Below are 17,948 nucleotides of genomic sequence, written 5' to 3'. Positions count from 1 at the left end.
TCTTCATCCGACTTCGGGGCTATTCCCGGGCCAGCTCGCTGGGGGGGCGGAGGTTGAGCCGCTTCATCTTCCGCCAGAGCGTGGTGGAGGACACGCCGAGCTCATCCGCGACGCGCGACAGGTCCACGCCGTGCCGCTCCAGGGCCTGGGTGATGGCGTGGCGCTCCGCCTCCTCCACCACCTGTGCCAGCGTGGGCCCCGCGCTGGCGTTGCGGTGGGCCCCTCCACCCTGCCCGTCCAGGAAGGCGACGCTCGGCGTGCCGAGGGCGGGCGTCATGCGGCCCTGGCGCAGGGGGAAGTCCTCGGGCAGCAGCTCGTCGCCCTCCGCGAGCGCGGCGGCCTGCTCCACCAGGTTCTCCAGCTCGCGCACGTTGCCGGGGAAGCCGTAGCTCATCAGGTGGGCCACGGCGGCGGCCGACAGCCGCTTGGGGTTGGGGCTGCGGGCGTTGGCCCGCTCCAGGAAGTGCTCCGCCAGCGCGGGCACGTCCTCCAGGCGCTCGCGCAGCGGCGGCACGCGCAGGGCCACCACGTTGAGGCGGTAGTAGAGGTCCTGCCGGAAGCGCTTGTCGCGCACCTCCAGCTCGATGTCCCGGTTGGTGGCCGCGACGATGCGCACGTCCACGCGCAGCGCGGTGGACTCGCCCACGCGGCGCACCTCGCCCTCCTGGAGGGCGCGCAGCAGCTTGGACTGGAAGGTGGGGCTCGTCTCGGTCACCTCGTCGATGAAGAGCGTGCCGCCGTCCGCCTCCTCGAAGAGGCCGCGGCGGGCCTTCACCGCGCCGGTGAAGGCGCCCTTGGCGTGGCCGAACAGCTCGCTCTCCAGCAGGGACTCGCTGATGGCGGCGCAGTTGACGGGCACGAAGGAGCGGGCCTTGCGGCGGCTGTGCGCGTGGAGCGCGCGGGCCACCAGCTCCTTGCCGGTGCCGCTCTCGCCCTGGATGAGGACGGTGGCGTCGCTCTGCGCCACGCGCATCAGCCGCGTGGTGAGCTCGCGCATGGCGGCGCTGCGCCCCACCAGCGCGGACAGGCCGTGGCGCTGGTTGAAGTCCGTGGTGAGGTTGTCCACGTCGCGCAGGAGGCGCGCGCGCTCCAGGGCGCGCTCCACGCGGTAGCGCAGCTCGCTCTCCTTGAAGGGCTTGGTGACATAGTCGTAGGCCCCCAGCCGCATGGCCTCCACGGCGCTTTCGATGGAGCCGAACGCCGTCATCATGATGACCTGGAGCCGCGGCGCCACCTCCAGCGCGCGCCGCAGGAGCGTGAGCCCGTCCATGGGCTCCATCTTCAGGTCCGTCAGCAGCAGGTCGATGCTGCCGCTGGCGAGCTGGGCCAGGGCCTCCTCGCCCGTGGCGGCCTCGAAGACGGTGTAGTTCTCCGCCCGCAGCAACAGGGCGGTGGTGGCGCGCATGTTGCGCTGGTCATCCACGACGAGGAGCCGTCCTCGGGTCGGCGGGGTGTTCGCGTCGGTCATGGGAAGGACGGAGGCTGCGAGAGCGGCAGCCGGAAGGTGAAGGTGGTACCTCGCCCGGGGATGCTGTCCACGGCGATTTCGCCCCGGTGCTCTTCGAGAATGCGTCTGACGACGGCGAGCCCCAGCCCGGTGCCCTGGGCCTTGGTGGTGAAGAAGGGCTCGAAGACGCGGTGGAGCAGCTCCGCGGGGATGCCCGGGCCCTGGTCCACCACGTCGATGCGAAGCTGCTCGCGCCCCGCGTGGGCCTCCCGGCGCGCGCGCACCTGCACCAGCCCGCCCTGCGGCATGGACTGGATGGCGTTGACCGCCACGTTGACCAGCGCCTGGCGGATGAGGCGGCGGTCCATGGGCACCGGCGGCAGGCCGGGCTCCACGTCGGACTGGATGCGGATGGAGCGGTCCGCGCCGCCGCCCTGCATGCGCGCGGCCTCCAGCGAGTCCTGGAGCACGCGGCCCAGGTCCTCCTGCTGGAGCACCGGATCTCTAGGGCGCGTGTAGTCCAGCAGGTCCCCGACGATGCGGTTGAGCCGGTCGCTCTCCTCCCCCAGGATGTCCAGCAGCATGGCCGCGTCGCCGCCCGGCACCAGCAGCCGGCGCAGCGAGGCCACCGCGTTGAAGATGACGCCCAGCGGGTTGCGCACCTCGTGGGCGACAATCGCGGACAGCTCGCCCAGCGCGGCCAGCCGCTCGCGCTTCACCATCTCCGCGCGCGTGGCGGCCAGCTCCGCGTAGCTGGCCCACAGCGACTCGTACAGGCGCGCGTTGGCGATGGACAGCGCGAGCTGGCCACACGTGGCCTCCGCCAGCTCGATGAGCTCCGGCCCGAAGGCGCGCGGCCCCCGGGTGTCGTCCACCACCACCACGCCGATGAGCTCCTCGCGGGAGGTGAGCGGCAGCGCCAGCAGCGCCTTCTCGTCGAAGCGGTGCGCCAGCTCCGGGTTGAAGCCACCTTCGGCCGCGGCCACGTCCTCCACCGCGATGGGCCTGCGCTCGCGGGCCACGCGCGCCGTCAGGCCGTCACCATGGAGCGGCAGCACCACCGTGCGGAAGAACTCGCGGTGCGCGATGGAGGCCGCGGCGCCGCGCAGCAGCCGGGCGCTCTCGTCGTAGAGCAGGATGTAGCAGTTGGACACGTCCAGCAGGCGGACGAGGAAGTCCGCGGCCACGTCCAGGATGCTCGACGTCTCCAGCACGCCGGACGTGGTGCGCGCCAAATCCAGCAGCAGGCGCGTTTCGTCCAGTTGACGCGAGGACTCCGCGCGCAGCCGGCGCTGCTCCAGCAGCGTCACCAGCAGCTCCGACAAGGTGCCCAGCAGGCGGAGGTCCCGCTCGTCGAAGGGGCGCCCCGGAGCGCGCAGCACCTGGAGCAGGCCGCACACCTCACCGCCGCGCTTCAGGCACACCGCCGCGCCCGCGCCCAGCCGCCCTCCGGAGTGCGCCGCCAACGCGGCCTCGTCCGCGGCCGACGACAGGGCCCCCTCCGCGCCGCACGACAGCACGCCCGCCAGCCGCTGGGCATCCGCCCCGTCGTGCAGGCCCACGTGAGCCGCCAGCGTCAGCGCGCCCTCGGCCGGTGAGGACAGGTGCAGGGCCGCGGCGTCCGCCTGGAGCAGCGGCGCGACGCGCGCCAGGAAGTCCTCCTGCGTGGGCGGGGACGGCTGCGCGACGAAGCGCGCCACCTGCGCCACGGCCTCCATCTCCCAGCGGCTGCGGGCGCTCTCCGCCTGCACGCGCGCGTCCGTCAGCGCGGCGCCCACCACCTTGGCGAACAGCATCAACACCGAGCCATGGCGCGGCGCCACCCAGTGGCCCTCCACCCAGAGCACCTCGGCCTGGGGGCCGCCCACGGGCAGGTAGACGTGGCTGGGCGCGGCCTGGTCCGCGCCGCCGAAGACGGGGCGCCCGTCCGCGAGCGACTCCAGCCCCAGGCGCGCGTCCTCCGGCAGCGGCTCTCCGTCCCGCGCCAGCAGGCCCTCGCCTTCCCAGCGCAGCAGCCGGGCCCGGAAGCCCGCGGCCTCCAGCCCCTTCAGCGCGACGCGGCGGACGGCGTTCTCCGAGTGCGCGGACACCAGGCCCGCGGAGGTCTCCACCAGCCGCTCGGCCACCGACATCTCCGGGGGCCGGTTCTCCATGGGCGTGCAGTTGAGGAGCAGGCCCCCGCCCCCGCGCTCCAACGCGAAGCGGGACGCGGTGACGGCCACCTCGCGCGCCACTCCGTCCGCGCAGGGGACCTGGAAGAGCTGGGAGCCGTCATGGAGCGGCGCGCCAGACTCCACCCGCCAGTAGCGCTCCACCACGCGGCTGCGGTCCTCCGGCTGGATGAAGTCCATGACGGGGCGGCCCTCCACCTGGACGCGTCGCAGGCCCACCAACGCGACATAGGCGTCGTTGGCCACGAGCACCCGTCCCTCCACCACCGCCAGCATGGGGTTGCGGAAGGTGTCGACGAGGACGCGGAGGTCCGCCTCGCTGTAGCGCTTCGTACTCATCCGCGACGCAGCACCCGCTTCTCTCCCACCCGGAGCGTGACCTTCTCCCGGTCGAAGTATTCGGACAGGGGGATGACGAACTTGCGGCTCTGCCCCACCATCTCCTTGAAATCCTGCGTGGTAATCTCCTTCTTCTCGCGCAGGTGGGCAACCAGCCGCTCGCGCAATCCCGCCAGGGCCCCGGGTGAAAACCACAGGCCCTCCGAGACGCGGACCGCGGCGCCCTCCGCCACCAGGCCCCCCAGCAACTCCCGGAGCCGGGGCGCGGGGAGCTGGAGCTTCTGCTCCAGCTCGGCGAGCGAGGGAGGCGCCAGGCCGGCCGCGGACAGCTCCGCCGTCAGCCGGGTCCGCGCGGCGGTGTCCCCCAGCGTCAGCGTCCGTCCCCGCCCCTTGAGGCGCGCCACGTCCCGCTCCAGCTCCACCCGGCCTCCTTCCACCAGGGCCTGCAACACCCGCTGGAACACCCGCGCATCCAGCGTCGCGGACAGCCGCTGGCGCAGTTCCTCGCGGGACAGGCCGTCGCGCAGGGGCTCTCGCTCATGGAAGGCGGCCAGCAGCGCCAGGGCGCGCGCCTGCAGCGCCTCGAACACGTCGCCGGAGAGATACAGCCGCCGCTCGCGGTCGACGAGCAGCGCGCCGCCCCGCGCCCCCAACAACTCCAGCGCGCGGGTGAGCCCCCGGGGCCCGAGCGCCGAGCGGCCGAACAGCTCCGGCTGCGTCAACCCCCGGTAGCCCGCCTGGCGCAGCAGCCAGGCCACCTGGCCCGCCGGGTCCGCCTCCAGCAGCGGCGCCAGCGCCGTCGCGCCGCCCTTGCGCCGCCGCGGCGGGGTGATGGACAGGACGCGGCCTCCCGCCACCGTGGCGCCACGCCCCGGCAGGGCGCGCGCGCCCCGCAGGATGAAGCGCTGGCCCACCAGCGCCCCCACGGGCGTGCCCAGCCGGAGCTGCGCCAGCGCCGTCGCGCCGGGCTCCAGCCGCTCGCCATCCAGCAGCGCCACCGTGGCCTCCACCTGCGCGGTGCCCAGGTGCAGGAGCAGCTTCGAGCGGCGCGCCAGGGGGGAGGGGGCCGCGGGCAGCAGCGTCAGCTCGACGTCGAGCATGCGCGTCTCCGGCAGCTCGCCCGCGCGCACCAGCACCATGCCCCGGTGCAGCGCCTCCGGCTCCACGCCGGTGACGTTCACCGCCGCGCGATGCCCCGCCTCCACGGTTTGCACGGCGGCGCCATGCCGCTGCATCCCGCGCACGCGCAGCGGGCCCGGGAGTCCAGGCAGCAGCGATACCGCGTCCTCCACCGCCAGCGCGCCCGACAGCAACGTGCCCGTCACCACCGTGCCAAAGCCCTTGAGGGTGAACACGCGGTCCACGGGCAGGAAGGCGGGCCCCTCCGAGGAGCGCTCGGGCAGCGCCGCCGAGGCCCGGGTGAGCGCCGCCCGCAGCGCGGCCAGCCCCTCGCCCGTCCGGGAGGAGCAGGCCACCACCGGCGCCGCCTCCAGGAAGGTCCCCGCCGTGAGCGCGGCCAGGTCCGCCTCCACCAGCGCGCGCCACTCCGCGCCCAGCGCCGCCAGCGTGTCCGCCTTGGTGAGCGCGATGACGCCGGCCCGCACGCCCAGCAGCCGGCAGATGTCCAGGTGCTCGCGCGTCTGGGGCATCACCCCTTCGTCCGCGGCGACCACCAGCACCACCAAGTCCACGCCGCCCGCGCCGGCGGCCATGGCCTTCACGAAGCGCTCGTGGCCCGGCACGTCCACCACGCCGGCGACGGCGCCGTCCTCCAGCGTGAGGTGCGCGAAGCCCAGCTCCAGGGTGATGCCCCGGCGCTTCTCTTCCTTCAACCGGTCGGTGTCGATGCCGGTGAGCACCTTCACCAGGGACGTCTTGCCATGGTCGATGTGGCCCGCCGTCCCGACAATCATGGCGTCACCGCGCCCGGGCTCATGCGCCGGCCTTGTCCGGGTCCTCGTCGAAGCGCGCGTCCCCCGTGGAGGGCTCGTAGTCCCAGGGGAAGACGATGAGCGCGGCCGTGGAGAGCGCGGAGTAGTCCGGCGAGAAGCCGCCGGGCTTGGTCACCAGGCACGCGGTGGCCACCTTCTTCGCCCCCACCTCGCGCGCCAGCGCGGTGGCCAGCTCCAGCGTGTCGCCGCTGGAGGCCACGTCGTCCACAATCAGCACCCGGCGCCCCTTCAGCTCGGCGGGCATCTCCCCGCTGAGCTGCGGCGTCTTCGCAGTGCGCGGCGCGGCGCTGCCCCGGTCCCTGCTTCGCCGGCTGATGCGGACGGGGAAGAACTGGCAGCCGAGCGCTCCCGCCAGCGCGCCCCCCACGAAGACGCCGCCGTGGGCCACGCCCACCACCACCTGGGGCTCGAAGGTCTCCTGGATGGAGCCCGCGAGCTGCTGCACCGCGCGGTCGAACTCCTTCCAGGTCAGCTCCTTCACGCCGCTGGACGCGGACCGGCCCCGCGACTGGTCCTTCCCCGTCGGCTGGCGAGGGGCCTCCACCTGCGGCGCCAACACGAGGTCGTCAGGGATGGAGACGAGCTTCTTCGCCTGGAGCCGCGACGAAGCCGGTGCAGGGGACTTCTTCGAAGAGGCCTTCTCGGTGGGCTTGCTCTGCCGCTTGGTCGCCACGGCGGTGAACTCCGGCTGGGGGTGTGCGGCCCCGTCATACTCCGAGGGCCGCATGGTGGCCACATCCGGCCACACTCCACACGTCGCCTTTGTCGCGCCGCAACACACGCGCGGCGTGCTTGGGCGCTCAGCCGGCCAGCCGCTCCTCGACCATCCGGTCCGCCACCTGTTCGGGGCGCAGGCCGGACTCCTTCGAGCGCGCCAGCAGCGCGTCGATGGTGTCGTAGATGTGGGACGCGCGGGCATACGCCTTGTCCCGGTCATAGCCCGCCCACTCCTGGGCCACGTTGATGAGGCCTCCGGCGTTGGCGGCGTAGTCAGGCACGTAGAGGATGCCGCGCCGCGAGAGCTGCTCCCCATGACGCGAGGTGAGGAGCTGGTTGTTGGCCGCGCCGCACACCGCCTTCACGTTCAGCAGCGGCAGGGTGGCGTCGTTGATGGCGCCGCCCAGCGCGCAGGGGGCGTAGATGTCCGCCTCCATCCGATGCAGTGCGTCAGCGTCCACCGCGGTGGCGCCGTACTGCGTCACGGCCTGCTGCACGCTGGCGGGGTTGAGGTCGCTCACCCACACCCGGGCGCCGCGCTGGTGCAGCTCCTTCACCAGGTACATGCCCACGTGCCCCACGCCCAGCACGGTGACGCGCAGGCCCTTCAGGTCCGGGCTGCCGAAGAGGTGCTTCGCCGTGGCCTCCATGGCGCGCGCCACGCCATACGCCGTCACCGGCGACGGGTCCCCGCTGCGCTCCTTCAAGCCCACGACGTACTTCGTGTGCCGGCGCACGTGCTCCATGTCGTCCGGGCTGGTGCCGCTGTCCTCGGTGGTGATGTAGCGCCCGCCCAGGGACTCCACCGCGCGGCCAAAGGACTCGAAGAGCCTCTCACGGTCGAAGTCGCCGCGCGGCAACATGATGACCGCCTTGCCGCCACCATGCGGCAGGCCCGCGAGCGCGGCCTTGTATGTCATTCCGCGCGACAGGCGGAGCGCGTCCGCGACGGCCTCCTCCTCGCTGGTGTAGGTGGACAGCGCGCGGGTGCCGCCCAACCCCGGACCGAGCCGCGTGTTGTGCATGCCTACAATGGCACGCAGGCCCGTCTTGGAATCACTCAACAAGTGGACGGCTTCGTAGCCGCCCTCAAGCAACTGCGTGAAGTAGCTCATGGCGCGCGGCAAGTACCGTCGCGCCTCGAGCAAGTCAAATGCCGCCGCGCTCCAACATGCCGCGGATTTCCTCGCCAGGAATGACATAGCGCGTCGTGCAGAACTGGCACGTCGCCTCCGCCTGTCCTTCCTTCTCCAACAGGTCCGTCAATTCCTCACGCCCCATGGCCAGCAGGGCGCGCAGCACGCGGTCCTTGCTGCACGAACAACCAAAGCGGAGCGGGTAGCGGGACATCACCTCGAAGTCGGACTCCGGCAGCAGCGCGCGCAACACGGCCGTGGCCCCCTCCGCGCTGCGCGCCTGGAGCGCGGGCGCGAAGTCGCGGCGCAGCCGCTCACCCAGCTCAGCGAAGGCCGTCATGTCAGCGCCGGGCAGCGGCTGGACGAGCAGGCCGGCGACGTGGCCCAGCGGCTCCGCCTCCCCGCCCACCGGGAGCTGCGCCAGCAGCACGTGCGACGGGAGCTGATCCGACTGCTTGAAGTAGCGCTCCAGGTCGGCGGCCAGGTCGAAGGCCTCCAGCTCCACCGCGGAGCGGTAGTACTCACCGCCGCCCAAATCCCGCAGCACGGACAGGAAGCCCTTGTTCCCCAGCACCGGCCGCCAGTGGTACTGGCTGTCGCCACCGGCGTACTCCACGTGGGCGTTCTTCACGTACCCGCGGACCAGCCCGCTGGTGTCCCCGTCCACGAAGAGGCCGCGCAGGGGCCCGTCGCACTCCACCTGGATGTTGATGCGGGAGTCGCTCTTCTGGAGGGCCCCCATCAGGGCGGCGGCGGTGAGGGCCTGCGACAGGAGCGCGGCGGCCGCGGGCGCGGTGCCGTGGGTGGCGCGCGCCTGGCGCGACAGCTCCGTCGTGGTGGCGAGCACCACGCGCAGGTCCGTGTTCTTCAACATTCCACTGACAAGCTCGTCGGACATATCGGTGGCAACTAGCGTGCCCGAGCCCGCATTGCCCGCCAACGACAGAAGGCGGCGGCCCCGGCGCCCGGCGGGCGGGCAGCAGTGGGGCCCGGGGTGACGCATAAGGTCAGCCTTATGCCTCCGTGTGGGTGTGCTGGCATGCCGGGGTGCGGAAGAAATCCAGCCCCGGCGCTGGAACGGCTATAAACCGCCGTCCGACTGTCACCTGCCTCGACCGTGGACGCGGCAAGACGCCCGCGCGCCGCCGCTGGAGATTCGATGAGCACCCAAGCCGCTGCCGCCGTAGAGACGACAAAGACACCGCTCCTCAAGTCCCGCCTGGGCTCGTTCCTCGCGGTCATCCCCCTGTCCGTCTGGGTCGTCAACCACCTGTGGGACAACCTCTCCGCCTTCAACGGCGCGGACGCCTGGCAGAAGTCGGTGACGACCTACGCCAACCCGTTCTCCCAGGTCTTCACCTTCATCATCGTCCTGCTGCCGCTGCTGCTGCACACCGGCTGGGGCCTCGTGCGCCTGTTCAGCTTCAAGCCGAACAACGTGCGCTACAACAACTACGGGAACCTCAAGTACATCCTCCAGCGCCTCAGCGCGGTGGGCGTGCTGGCCTTCCTGGGCGCCCACATCTGGCTGGCCTTCCTCTACCCGCGGCTGGTGCTGGGTCACCCGGAGGCCTTCGACGACATCGCCCGGGAGATGCGCTACCACGTCCCCACCCTGGTCGTTTACCTGCTGGGCACGCTGGGCACCTCGTTCCACCTGGCCAACGGCCTCCAGGGCTTCGCCATGGGCTGGGGCCTGCTCTCCAGCGAGCGCTCCATGCGCAAGTTCGAGCCGGTGGTCATCATCCTGTTCCTCGTCCTCACGGCGATGAGCTGGGCGGTCATCTACGCGCTCTACAACGCGGGCGCCGCCCTCAGCCCCGTGGGCGCCACCCCTCCGTGACGCCAGCCGGGCCCGGCGCGTCCGGGCCCGCGCGCGAAAAGCACACCGGCCGCCCCCGAGACTTCCGGGGAGCGGCCGGTTTCATTTCCAGGGGCTGCGCTGCCGTCAGCCGGGCCTAGAAGGGGATGTCGTCGTCGCCGCCGCCATGGCCACCGTGGCCGCCGCCCATGTCGTCCGGGGGAGGCTGACCGTAGTCGTTGTTGTCGCCCCCGCGCTGCTGGGAGAACTGCCGGCGTCCCCCACCCCCGCCTCCACCGCCCATGCCGTCCCCGGCGTCACGCCCGCCACCGCCGAGGAACGTCACGGCGTTGGCCACCACCTCGGTGGTGTAGTTCTTCCGGTTCTCCTTGTCCGTCCACTCGCGCGTCTGCAGGCGGCCCTCCACGTAGCACTGCCGTCCCTTCTTCAGGTACTCGCCGCAGAGCTCCGCGAGCTTTCCCCAGACGACGATGCGGTGCCATTCGGTCCGCTCCTGCTTCTGGCCATTCTTGTCGACCCAGCTCTCGCTGGTGGCGATGCGGAAGTTGGCGACCGCCTGACCGCCGGGAGTGAACCGGACCTCCGGGTCCGCCCCGAGGTTGCCGATGAGGATGACCTTGTTCACGCCTCCAGCCATGACTGCGTTCCTTTCTCACGAGCACCGGTCCACCAAGGACCGGTTACACCCCGGACGCACCCGCCGGGTTTGATTCCCACCTATAGCAGTGGGTACTGACACCCAGCCAGAAAGCGGCCTGCCTCCCGGGTGCCGGACGCCCGTCCGCCATCCAGCCAGGGAGGCGTGCCTGGCCGGGGGCGCTCGTGAGAAGGACTGGGGATGGGGGCCCTACCCGCCCGGGCGGTTGTCGGCGGTGGAGGACTCTGGCGCGTTGCCCGCGGGCGCCACCACCTCCACCGGGGTGAAGCCCTCCGGCGTCTTCACCGGGGCCCTGGCCTCCGCCACCTTCTGCGACAGCGTGGAATCCAGGCCCTTGGCGAAGGTCGCCAGCCGCGGGTCGGACGCGCCCAGCGTGCGGCGCAGGGACTTCCAGAAGGGGTGGTCCGACTGGCCCGCCTGCACCAGCGCGCGCGCCAGCAACGTGGTGCACGCGTCCCGGTCCCCGGCGCTGGCGGCCCGCAGCGCCACCACCAGCTCCTCCGGCGCGGTGCGAGCCACCTCGCCCAGGGCCTCCGCCATCTCGCCCTGCGCCTGCGCGTCCGAGCCCGCCGCGCCGGCCAGCTCCAGCACGCGGGCGAGCGCCTCCGCGTTCCCGCCCGCCGCCAGCTCCACCATGCTGCTGACGCCCGGCACCTCCACGGACAGCACCCGCGCCACGTCCTTCAGCCGGCCATAGACTTCAGCGGTGGCCGCGTAGCTGTCCAGCAGCGTGCGCGCGCCCAGGTAGTCGTGCGGGTTGGACTGGTAGAGGCTCTCCGCCAGCACCGCGCGCACGGCCGGGTCGCGCTCGCTGCGCCAGGCGGTGCGCAGGAAGCCGATGTTGCGCTGGTCGCGCTGGGCGCCCAGGTCCAGGTACGTCTTGATGCGGGCGGCCACGTCATCCACGGCGCCCGCGGGACGGCCACTGTCCGCCAGCGCGGCCACCGCCGTGGAGGGCCCCAGGCTGGAGCCGGTGGCGGCCACCGCCGCGCCCAGCGCGTCCAGGCCCGCGACGATGGGGCCCGCGCGGCCCGCGAAGTCGTTGGCCATGATGGAGAAGGTGAAGCGCTCTCCACCCGCGCTCGTGACGTAGCCGCTCAGCGCGGACACGCTCTCCAGCGTGCCCGTCTTGGCGCGCAGCCGGCCCACCGCGTCGCTGCCCTCGAAGCGGTACTTCAGCGTGCCGTCCTTGCCGGCGATGGGCACCGACGACAGGTACTCCGGCGCGAAGGGGAAGCGCTGCACCATGTGCCGCAGCAGCTTGTTGAGCTGCGTGGCGGAGAAGCGGTTGGCGTCGTTGAGGCCGCTGCCGTTCTTCATCACGTAGGTGCCGCGGGGGATGCCCACGTCGCGCTCCAGGAACTGCTCCACCACGTCCACGCCCTTGGCGAAGGAGCCCGGCGCGCCCCGCATCTCCGCGCCCATCGTCTTCAGGAGCTGCTCGGCCACGAAGTTGCTGGACAGCTTGTTGAGGCGCTTGAGGAGCACGTCGAACGTGTCCGACTGCGACACGTGCAGCATGCGGGCCTTGGTGGACGTCTTGCCCAGCTTCACCCGGCCCCGCATCTTCACGCCGCGCATCACCATCATCTGCTTGAGCGACTGGCCGAAGTACATGGGCGGGTTGTCAATCTTCTTCCAGACGCTGACGGCGCCGGTGCGCTCCACCGGGAGCTGGCCGCGCACGACAATCTTCTGCCGGAGTCCCGCGGCGTCCGACTTCACGAACACCCGGCGCGCGCGGCGCGCCCCGGTGGTGAGCTGGTTCTCCACCACGAAGAAGTCGCTGGGCGGCTCCACCGCCACCAGGCCCTTGGCGCCCGGGGCGCTGCCGGGCCGCAGGTAGATGGCCACCGCGTTCCAGTTGAGGCTCACCGCGCCGGTGGGCGCCATGTAGGCGCGGTCCGTGTCCTCCTGGTCATAGCCGGGCGGCGTGCGCTCGGCGTCGAACCAGGAGTCGTCCACCACGATTTCGCCCACCTCGCGGATGCCCGCGTTCCACAGCTCCGCGACGATGCCCCACAGGCGCTCCGTCGTCATGGACGGGTCGCCCTTGCCGCGCACGTAGAGCGTCTTCACCTTGCCGTCCGCGCCCAGCTCCGGCTCCACCAGGAACTCGGTGTCGTAGCGGAACTCCGGCCCCAGGGCCGCCAGCGCGGCGGCGGACGTCACCAGCTTCACGTTGGAGGCGGGGTTGAGCAGCTCGTCCGCGTTGTGGCTGAACACCACCGCACCGTCATCCAGGCTCTGCATGTGCACGCCCATGCGGCTGGCCTTCAGCGGCGCGCGCTGGAGCACCTCCAACAGCGCGGACTTCAGCGCCTCGCGGTCCGCGCGTTTCTCCGCGGAGACGGCGGGCGCGGCGTGCGCGGCGTGAGAAAGCGACAGGAAAAGGATGGCCGATGCGGCCAAGATGGAGCTGGCTCGATGGACCTGCACACTCTCTCCGGGGAAGTCAGGGGCCATTATGCGGAACGGGGCGAAAGACGAGCAAGGGTGAGTGGCTGCGTGAGTCCACGTCTGGGCGCTCGCTCTTCCAGCAGGCAGAAACCTGACATTCCAACTGTAACGGCGTGACTGACACGGGCCCCTGGTGAAGCACGCCTGTCCACGAGGTGACTTCGATGAAGGCAGTGGTGCAGCGCGTGCTGGAGGCGTCGGTGACGGTGGAAGGGCACCGGGTGAGCGAGATGGGCCCGGGCCTGCTGGTGCTGCTGGGCGTGGGCAAGGGCGACACGGAGGCGGACGTGGCGTGGATGGTGGAGAAGCTGGCCACGCTGCGCATCTTCGAGGACGCCGCGGGGAAGATGAACCTGTCGCTGGAGGACACGTCCAGGCAGCTCATCGTCGTCAGCCAGTTCACGCTCTACGGCGACGCGCGCAAGGGCCGCAGGCCCAGCTTCATCGACGCGATGGAGCCCGTGGGGGCCAAGGCCCTCTATGAGCGCGCCTGCGAGCTGCTGCGCCAGCGCGGCCTGACGGTGGGCACCGGCGTCTTCGCCGCGGACATGAAGGTGGCGCTCGTCAACGACGGGCCCGTCACCCTGCTGCTGGAGAGCCCCGGCCCCGCCGCGCCCAGGGGTTAGATGCGCACCCCGGAGCCCTTGGTCACCAGCGCCGCCAGGCCCTGCTTCGCCAGCGCCGCGCCGCGCAGGTGCGCGGTGAGCGCGCCCAGCTCGCGAATCCAGTTGGCCGCGCGAGGCCCGAGCCCAGAGAAGGCCACCGTGAGCGGCGGCGGCTGCGGCTGCCTGCCCAGCCAGTACGCCAGCACCTCGTCCTTCTCCGGGAGCGACGGCAGCTTCATCCGCTCCTGCTCACGCGCCAGCAGCCGCTCCAGCTTGCGCGGCAGGTTCACCTGCCAGTGCGCCACCTTCCGCGCCGGGCGCCAGGCCCAGTCCGCGAAGGCATAGCGCATTCCGGGCGAGTATTCGCCCCGGCCCTGGGTGGCGAACACCTGGTCCGGTGGGAACTCCGGGAAGGGCTCCCACTGGCCGGCCAGCAGCGAGGCCAGGCCCACGTCTTCCCGCGGCCGGAAGCGGAAGCGGTCCCGGACGTCGCGCGAGGCGCGCGCGTCCGAGTAGGGATAGTCCGCCTCCTCCACCATCAGCGCCAGGTGCAGAGCCTCGTCCCAGCCGTCCGCGTAGCCCGCGTCGGCCTCACCGACCTCCCAGCCCGAAGGCCCCTCCGTCCAGTGCAGGAAGACGAGCCGGTCCACCAGGTCCGCCCAGGGGTCCGCGTCCACGGAGCCCACGCCTCCGGGCAGCGCCGTGGAGAGCATCCGTTCGCACAGCATGCGCGCCTGGCCGTCTCCCAGCTGCTCCTGCAGGGCCTCCAACGCGCCAGGGGCATCCCCCATGGCCCGCCGGAAGAAGGGCAGCAGGTGTTCGTGGAAGAAGCGGTCGCTGATGGGCCTGAGGACGACGTCCATGGTGCGGATGTTCCCCCCGGAACGCGCGCCCGCTCAAGGCCGCGCGTCTTCCTGGACGATGAGGGCGTGGATGTCCGCGGCCGTGGGCGCCTCGAGGATGGCGGCCCGGAAACGCGGATTCTTGAAGAGGCGGGAGATGCGGGCCAGGGCCTTGAGGTGGACGCCCGCGCTGTTCTCCGGCGCCACCAGGGCGAAGAAGAGCTGGGTGGGCTTGCCGTCAATGGCCTCGAAGTCCACGCCCGCGCGCGACACGCCGAAGGCGGCCTGGAGCTGCGACATGCCCGGCAGCTTGCCGTGGGGGATGGCCACGCCCTCGCCGATGCCGGTGCTGCCCAGCTTCTCGCGCTCGCGCAGCACCTCCACCAGCCGGTCCGAGGAGAGCTGCGGATGGGCGCGCACCAGCGTGGCGCTCAACTCGCGCAACACCTCGGGCTTCGTCCGCGACTGCATGTCGGCGATGACGGCTTGGGGGCTGAGGAACTCGGCGATTCTCACTGACGCTCCCGCGCTGGCGCTCCTGGTTGGCGGCAATTACTCCTCACCCCTCTTTAGCGCAAGGGTGGCCTGTCTGGATGCGCACGTGTCGCGCTCACTGCGCATCATGACGCGGCGGGGGAAGCGCCCCTCAGGGCGATGATGGGTCTTCCCGCCCGCGTTCTCCCGGGGTGACGCCACCCCGAGCACGCAGGGACTTCCCACGAAGCGTCCGCCTCTGTCGACTGTCATCTCCACGCGGACCACCGGCCGTGGCGCCAGGGCCCGGCACGCCCCCACGCGGGCAATGGGATTCCGGGTCCACGCGGCGGGGCCCTGCCCGGGCGCCGCGCGACGCGGGTGGGCGCGCGCCGCCCGAGGCCCTGGACGCGCGGCAACCACCTTCCTACCCGCGAGGTGCGCCAGGCGGTGGGCCGCCCGGCGCCTTCCGGCCGCCGCCAGGGCCCGCCCACGCGACGGGCCCGGCACGCGGCCGTGTCCTTCCCCTGTCACACGCCGCCACCCATCCCCGCGGATGACGGCGCGCGTGTCAGCGCAAGGGCTCAGGTCCCCGTGGCGGCGACCGCCGGGGCGTGCGGCTCGATGAGGCCGTACTGGCCATCCTTGCGCCGGTAGACGATGCACAGCGACTCCGACTCCACGTTGTGGAAGACGTAGAAGTCGTTGTTCATCAGGTTCATCTGCATCACCGCATCATCCACCGTGAGCGGCTTGACGGTGAGGTGGGTGGCGCGCACCTCGCGGGCGGCCTGCGCTGGCGCGGGAGGCGGGGCGGCCACGACGACGGCGGGCTTCGGCGCGGCCTCGCTCGTGGAGGCCTCGGCGAGCGACGTCACGTCGTCCGCGTCGGGGAGCTCGAACACGGCGTGGCGGACCCGGAGCTGCTCCACCAGGTCCTGCCGGTGGTGGACGCGCTCACGGCCGTGGTGCGTCTTCAGCTTGTCGCGGTAGCGCCGGAGCTGGCGCTCGATTTTGTCCATCGCCAGGTCGATGGACGCGTACATGTCATCGCTCTTGTCGCGGCCCCGCAGGACCCACGCGCCGGAGTGGATGGTGATGTCCGCGTGGTGGAGGTGGCGCTCCAACGACAGGACCACATGGGCCTCGCCGGCTCGGTCCAGCAACCGGTTCACCCTTTCGACCTTCTCGCGTGCGTACTCCTTGAGGGAATCGGACGCTCCGAACTGACGGAAGGTGATGTTGAACTGCATGCGTGGCTGCCTCCTAGGGTGAGAGGTGAGCTCCGTGACGGATCTGAAACGCTCCCAGCCCTGGAAAGCAACCCGCCCCTACAGGTTGCCTGTTCCCGGACACACCACCCGTCCGAGGCAGGACATCCCGCCTGCACCACGCGTCACTGGCATGTCCCCCTGTTTGGAGCCATGCCGGCGCGCTCACGCGGCGCGTCAGCTCACGCGAGCAGCCGCCCGCCCGTGACGCCCAGCACCTCCGCGTTGACGTAGCGGGACTCGTCCGACGCGAGGAACACGTAGGACGGCGCCAGCTCCGCGGGCTGGGCGGGGCGGCCCATGGGCGAGTCCTTGCCGAACGTGGACGTCTTCTCCGCGTCGAAGGACTGGGGGATGAGCGGCGTCCACACGGGGCCCGGCGCCACGGCGTTGACGCGGATGCCGCGCTTGATGAGCTCCTGCCCCAGGCCCTTGGTGAAGTTGGCGATGGCGCCCTTGGTGACGGCGTAGTCCAGGATGGCGGGCGAGGGCTCGTAGGCCTGGATGGAGGTGGTGTTGATGATGGTGCTCCCCTCCTTCATGTGCGGCAGCGCGTGACGCACCAGGTGGAACATCGCGAGGATGTTGGTGCGGAAGGCGCGCTCCAGGCGCTCGGGGTCCAGGTCCTCGAAGCGCTCCACCGCCTCGCCCTGGTAGGCGGCGTTGTTGACGAGGATGTCGATGCGCCCGAAGCGCTTCACCGTGTCCTCCACCAGCTTGCGGCAGTGGGCCTCCACCGTCAGGTCCCCCGGCAGGAGCAGGGCCTTGCGCCCCGCGTCCTCCACCACGCGCTTCACGTGCTGGGCGTCATCGCCCTCGCTGAGGAAGGACACCGCGATGTCCGCGCCCTCGCGCGCGAAGGCCAGGCACACCGCGCGGCCAATGCCGCTGTCGCCGCCGGTGACGAGCGCCACCCGGCCCTCCAGCCGGCCCAGGCCCTTGTAGGACTGCTCGCCGTAGTCGGGCTCCGGGGACATGCGCCCCTCGTGGCCCGGGTGGGGCTGCGACTGCTTGGGGAACGGCGGCTTGGGGCCGACGTCGCGAGGGTCGGGATTCTTCTGGGCCATGGCTGGGTCCTTTCCAGGAGGGCAGTACCCAGGCACGGTGGGGGTGGCGGGACACGGCGGCAATCGCGCCCGGCGAGGTCCGGGCCCGCTCCGCCGCCCGCTCACCGGCCGCCTACTGCACGTTGACGACCCGCTCCTCGGAGTGGAACAGCGTCGCCTCGCAGGTGGCCACGCCCGTGCACTCCAGCACCTCGCCAGGCGCCGTCCCGCTCAGCGTGAGCAGGTGGGCGGCGACCGGCGTGGTCTGCAGGAGGGTGAAGCTGACGACGGCCTCCTCCTGCGCCGTGGGGATGGTGGCCGTGGCGCTCCCGCCCTCGCGCAGCAGGGTGGCGGTGATGGGGCCTGGGATTTCGCCCTCCGGTAGCCACCGGAACGAATACTCCTGGCCGCGCGTGAGCCGGTCCTCGGCCCCGGGGCCCTGGAAGGAGAAGAGGCGCTTGGCCTTTCCGTCCTTCAGCACCAGGGTGATGGTGTGCGAGCCGTCCTGGAGGACGATGCGGGCGTTCTCCGTGGGCTGCTGCACCCAGACGTTGGGGTCGAAGTCGTAATAGGCCCGCGTGGGCACGCACACGTCGCGGCCCGCGGTGCCATCCACCCCGCCCCGGTCCAGCGTCATCGGCTGGCCGTTGAAGGTGGCCGTGGCGCCTTCGTTCAGCTCGGTGCACCGGTCCTCCTCGGCCGCGGGAGAGAAGGTGACGGTGACGCGGTGGGAGCCGGCCTCGTCCACGCCCTCGTAGACGTCCACGTCCGACTGGGCCAGCGTCAAGGTCCGCCCGGCGAGCTCCGCCAGGCTGACGGTCTCCGAGGTGAGGCTGCTGCCACAACCCGACAACAGGCCCACCGCGACGAAGGCCCCCGCCGGGAGGCGAAGAAGGTTGCGACGAAAAATGAGGTTCATGCGGCGCCGCACCCTATACCCGCGCCCCGCCGCCCGCGAGCAGCCCTTCCCGCCGAAGCTTCACTTCCGGACGCGCTGTCACGCCCACC

The 17,948-nt window shown here is 71.8% G+C and carries 15 protein-coding genes; 2 read left to right on the top strand and 13 right to left on the bottom strand.

Annotation, left to right across the window (positions count from 1 at the left end):
- Positions 1–19 precede the first annotated feature (19 nt).
- The 6 genes from MYMAC_RS05575 to hslO all read right to left on the bottom strand — a co-directional run bounded on the left by MYMAC_RS05575 (position 20) and on the right by hslO (position 8,660).
- The gene (locus MYMAC_RS05575; RefSeq protein ID WP_170114700.1) at positions 20–1,468 is read right to left on the bottom strand and encodes a sigma-54-dependent transcriptional regulator; all 1,449 of its coding nucleotides are present in this window, start codon (positions 1,466–1,468) and stop codon (positions 20–22) included.
- Positions 1,465–3,957: an ATP-binding protein gene (locus MYMAC_RS05570; protein WP_095957333.1), complete on the bottom strand. Its 2,493-nt coding sequence runs from the start codon at positions 3,955–3,957 to the stop codon at positions 1,465–1,467. Before MYMAC_RS05570 ends, MYMAC_RS05575 begins: the two co-directional genes overlap by 4 nt.
- Positions 3,954–5,870: a selenocysteine-specific translation elongation factor gene (gene selB / locus MYMAC_RS05565; protein ID WP_095957332.1), complete on the bottom strand. Its 1,917-nt coding sequence runs from the start codon at positions 5,868–5,870 to the stop codon at positions 3,954–3,956. Before selB ends, MYMAC_RS05570 begins: the two co-directional genes overlap by 4 nt.
- A 19-nt stretch (positions 5,871–5,889) precedes the next feature.
- On the bottom strand, positions 5,890–6,636 hold the full coding sequence (locus tag MYMAC_RS05560; protein ID WP_238539891.1) for a phosphoribosyltransferase: 747 nt from the start codon (positions 6,634–6,636) through the stop codon (positions 5,890–5,892).
- Positions 6,637–6,709: 73 nt separating this feature from the next.
- The gene (locus MYMAC_RS05555) at positions 6,710–7,741 is read right to left on the bottom strand and encodes a Leu/Phe/Val dehydrogenase (protein ID WP_095961478.1); all 1,032 of its coding nucleotides are present in this window, start codon (positions 7,739–7,741) and stop codon (positions 6,710–6,712) included.
- Between the two features lie 34 nt (positions 7,742–7,775).
- Positions 7,776–8,660, bottom strand: coding sequence for an Hsp33 family molecular chaperone HslO (hslO, locus tag MYMAC_RS05550; protein WP_095957331.1), 885 nt, complete (start codon positions 8,658–8,660; stop codon positions 7,776–7,778).
- Positions 8,661–8,921: 261 nt separating this feature from the next.
- Here hslO and MYMAC_RS05545 point away from each other — a divergent pair, with 261 nt between their 5' ends.
- Positions 8,922–9,605 (top strand): succinate dehydrogenase/fumarate reductase transmembrane subunit, encoded by a 684-nt coding sequence (locus MYMAC_RS05545; protein ID WP_095957330.1) that lies wholly within the window; start codon positions 8,922–8,924, stop codon positions 9,603–9,605.
- Between the two features lie 115 nt (positions 9,606–9,720).
- On the opposite strand, the gene MYMAC_RS05540 is transcribed toward MYMAC_RS05545, so the two are convergent.
- Complete coding sequence (locus MYMAC_RS05540) at positions 9,721–10,221, bottom strand: single-stranded DNA-binding protein (protein ID WP_095957329.1); 501 nt, start codon at positions 10,219–10,221, stop codon at positions 9,721–9,723.
- Between the two features lie 210 nt (positions 10,222–10,431).
- Positions 10,432–12,681, bottom strand: a complete 2,250-nt coding sequence (gene dacB, locus MYMAC_RS05535; protein WP_095957328.1) for a D-alanyl-D-alanine carboxypeptidase/D-alanyl-D-alanine endopeptidase — start codon at positions 12,679–12,681, stop codon at positions 10,432–10,434.
- Between the two features lie 185 nt (positions 12,682–12,866).
- Here dacB and dtd point away from each other — a divergent pair, with 185 nt between their 5' ends.
- Positions 12,867–13,328 (top strand): D-aminoacyl-tRNA deacylase, encoded by a 462-nt coding sequence (gene dtd, locus MYMAC_RS05530; protein ID WP_013935754.1) that lies wholly within the window; start codon positions 12,867–12,869, stop codon positions 13,326–13,328.
- On the opposite strand, the gene MYMAC_RS05525 is transcribed toward dtd, so the two are convergent.
- From MYMAC_RS05525 to MYMAC_RS05505, 5 genes are all read right to left on the bottom strand, one after another.
- The gene (locus MYMAC_RS05525; protein ID WP_043709168.1) at positions 13,325–14,170 is read right to left on the bottom strand and encodes a hypothetical protein; all 846 of its coding nucleotides are present in this window, start codon (positions 14,168–14,170) and stop codon (positions 13,325–13,327) included. The two genes, dtd and MYMAC_RS05525, sit on opposite strands and share 4 nt — an antisense overlap.
- A 33-nt stretch (positions 14,171–14,203) precedes the next feature.
- Positions 14,204–14,665, bottom strand: coding sequence for a PTS sugar transporter subunit IIA (locus tag MYMAC_RS05520; protein WP_013935756.1), 462 nt, complete (start codon positions 14,663–14,665; stop codon positions 14,204–14,206).
- Positions 14,666–15,207: 542 nt separating this feature from the next.
- Positions 15,208–15,876, bottom strand: coding sequence for a ribosome hibernation-promoting factor, HPF/YfiA family (gene hpf / locus MYMAC_RS05515; RefSeq protein ID WP_013935757.1), 669 nt, complete (start codon positions 15,874–15,876; stop codon positions 15,208–15,210).
- 200 nt (positions 15,877–16,076) lie between these two features.
- Positions 16,077–16,961 carry an SDR family oxidoreductase gene (locus MYMAC_RS05510; RefSeq protein ID WP_095957327.1) on the bottom strand — a complete coding sequence of 295 codons (885 nt, stop codon included), beginning with the start codon at positions 16,959–16,961 and terminating at the stop codon, positions 16,077–16,079.
- A 112-nt stretch (positions 16,962–17,073) separates the two neighbouring features.
- A complete protein-coding gene (locus MYMAC_RS05505; protein ID WP_095961477.1) occupies positions 17,074–17,859 on the bottom strand; it encodes a hypothetical protein in 786 nt (261 codons plus the stop codon).
- Positions 17,860–17,948 lie beyond the last annotated feature (89 nt).

It is taken from the genome of Corallococcus macrosporus DSM 14697, from assembly GCF_002305895.1.
GTDB lineage: Bacteria > Myxococcota > Myxococcia > Myxococcales > Myxococcaceae > Myxococcus > Myxococcus macrosporus.
The sequence above is the reverse complement of the archived record's forward strand: the minus strand, read 5'-3'. Positions and strand labels throughout refer to the sequence as shown.

Coding starts and splice junctions, on each gene's coding strand:
- MYMAC_RS05510 (WP_095957327.1), bottom strand. CDS start 16,961: ATGGCCCAGAAGAATCCCGACCCTCGCGACGTCGGCCCCAAGCCGCCG.
- hslO (WP_095957331.1), bottom strand. CDS start 8,660: ATGTCCGACGAGCTTGTCAGTGGAATGTTGAAGAACACGGACCTGCGC.
- hpf (WP_013935757.1), bottom strand. CDS start 15,876: ATGCAGTTCAACATCACCTTCCGTCAGTTCGGAGCGTCCGATTCCCTC.
- MYMAC_RS05525 (WP_043709168.1), bottom strand. CDS start 14,170: ATGGACGTCGTCCTCAGGCCCATCAGCGACCGCTTCTTCCACGAACAC.
- MYMAC_RS05505 (WP_095961477.1), bottom strand. CDS start 17,859: ATGAACCTCATTTTTCGTCGCAACCTTCTTCGCCTCCCGGCGGGGGCC.
- dtd (WP_013935754.1), top strand. CDS start 12,867: ATGAAGGCAGTGGTGCAGCGCGTGCTGGAGGCGTCGGTGACGGTGGAA.
- MYMAC_RS05540 (WP_095957329.1), bottom strand. CDS start 10,221: ATGGCTGGAGGCGTGAACAAGGTCATCCTCATCGGCAACCTCGGGGCG.
- MYMAC_RS05555 (WP_095961478.1), bottom strand. CDS start 7,741: ATGAGCTACTTCACGCAGTTGCTTGAGGGCGGCTACGAAGCCGTCCAC.
- MYMAC_RS05560 (WP_238539891.1), bottom strand. CDS start 6,636: ATGCGGCCCTCGGAGTATGACGGGGCCGCACACCCCCAGCCGGAGTTC.
- selB (WP_095957332.1), bottom strand. CDS start 5,870: ATGATTGTCGGGACGGCGGGCCACATCGACCATGGCAAGACGTCCCTG.
- MYMAC_RS05575 (WP_170114700.1), bottom strand. CDS start 1,468: ATGACCGACGCGAACACCCCGCCGACCCGAGGACGGCTCCTCGTCGTG.
- MYMAC_RS05545 (WP_095957330.1), top strand. CDS start 8,922: ATGAGCACCCAAGCCGCTGCCGCCGTAGAGACGACAAAGACACCGCTC.
- MYMAC_RS05570 (WP_095957333.1), bottom strand. CDS start 3,957: ATGAGTACGAAGCGCTACAGCGAGGCGGACCTCCGCGTCCTCGTCGAC.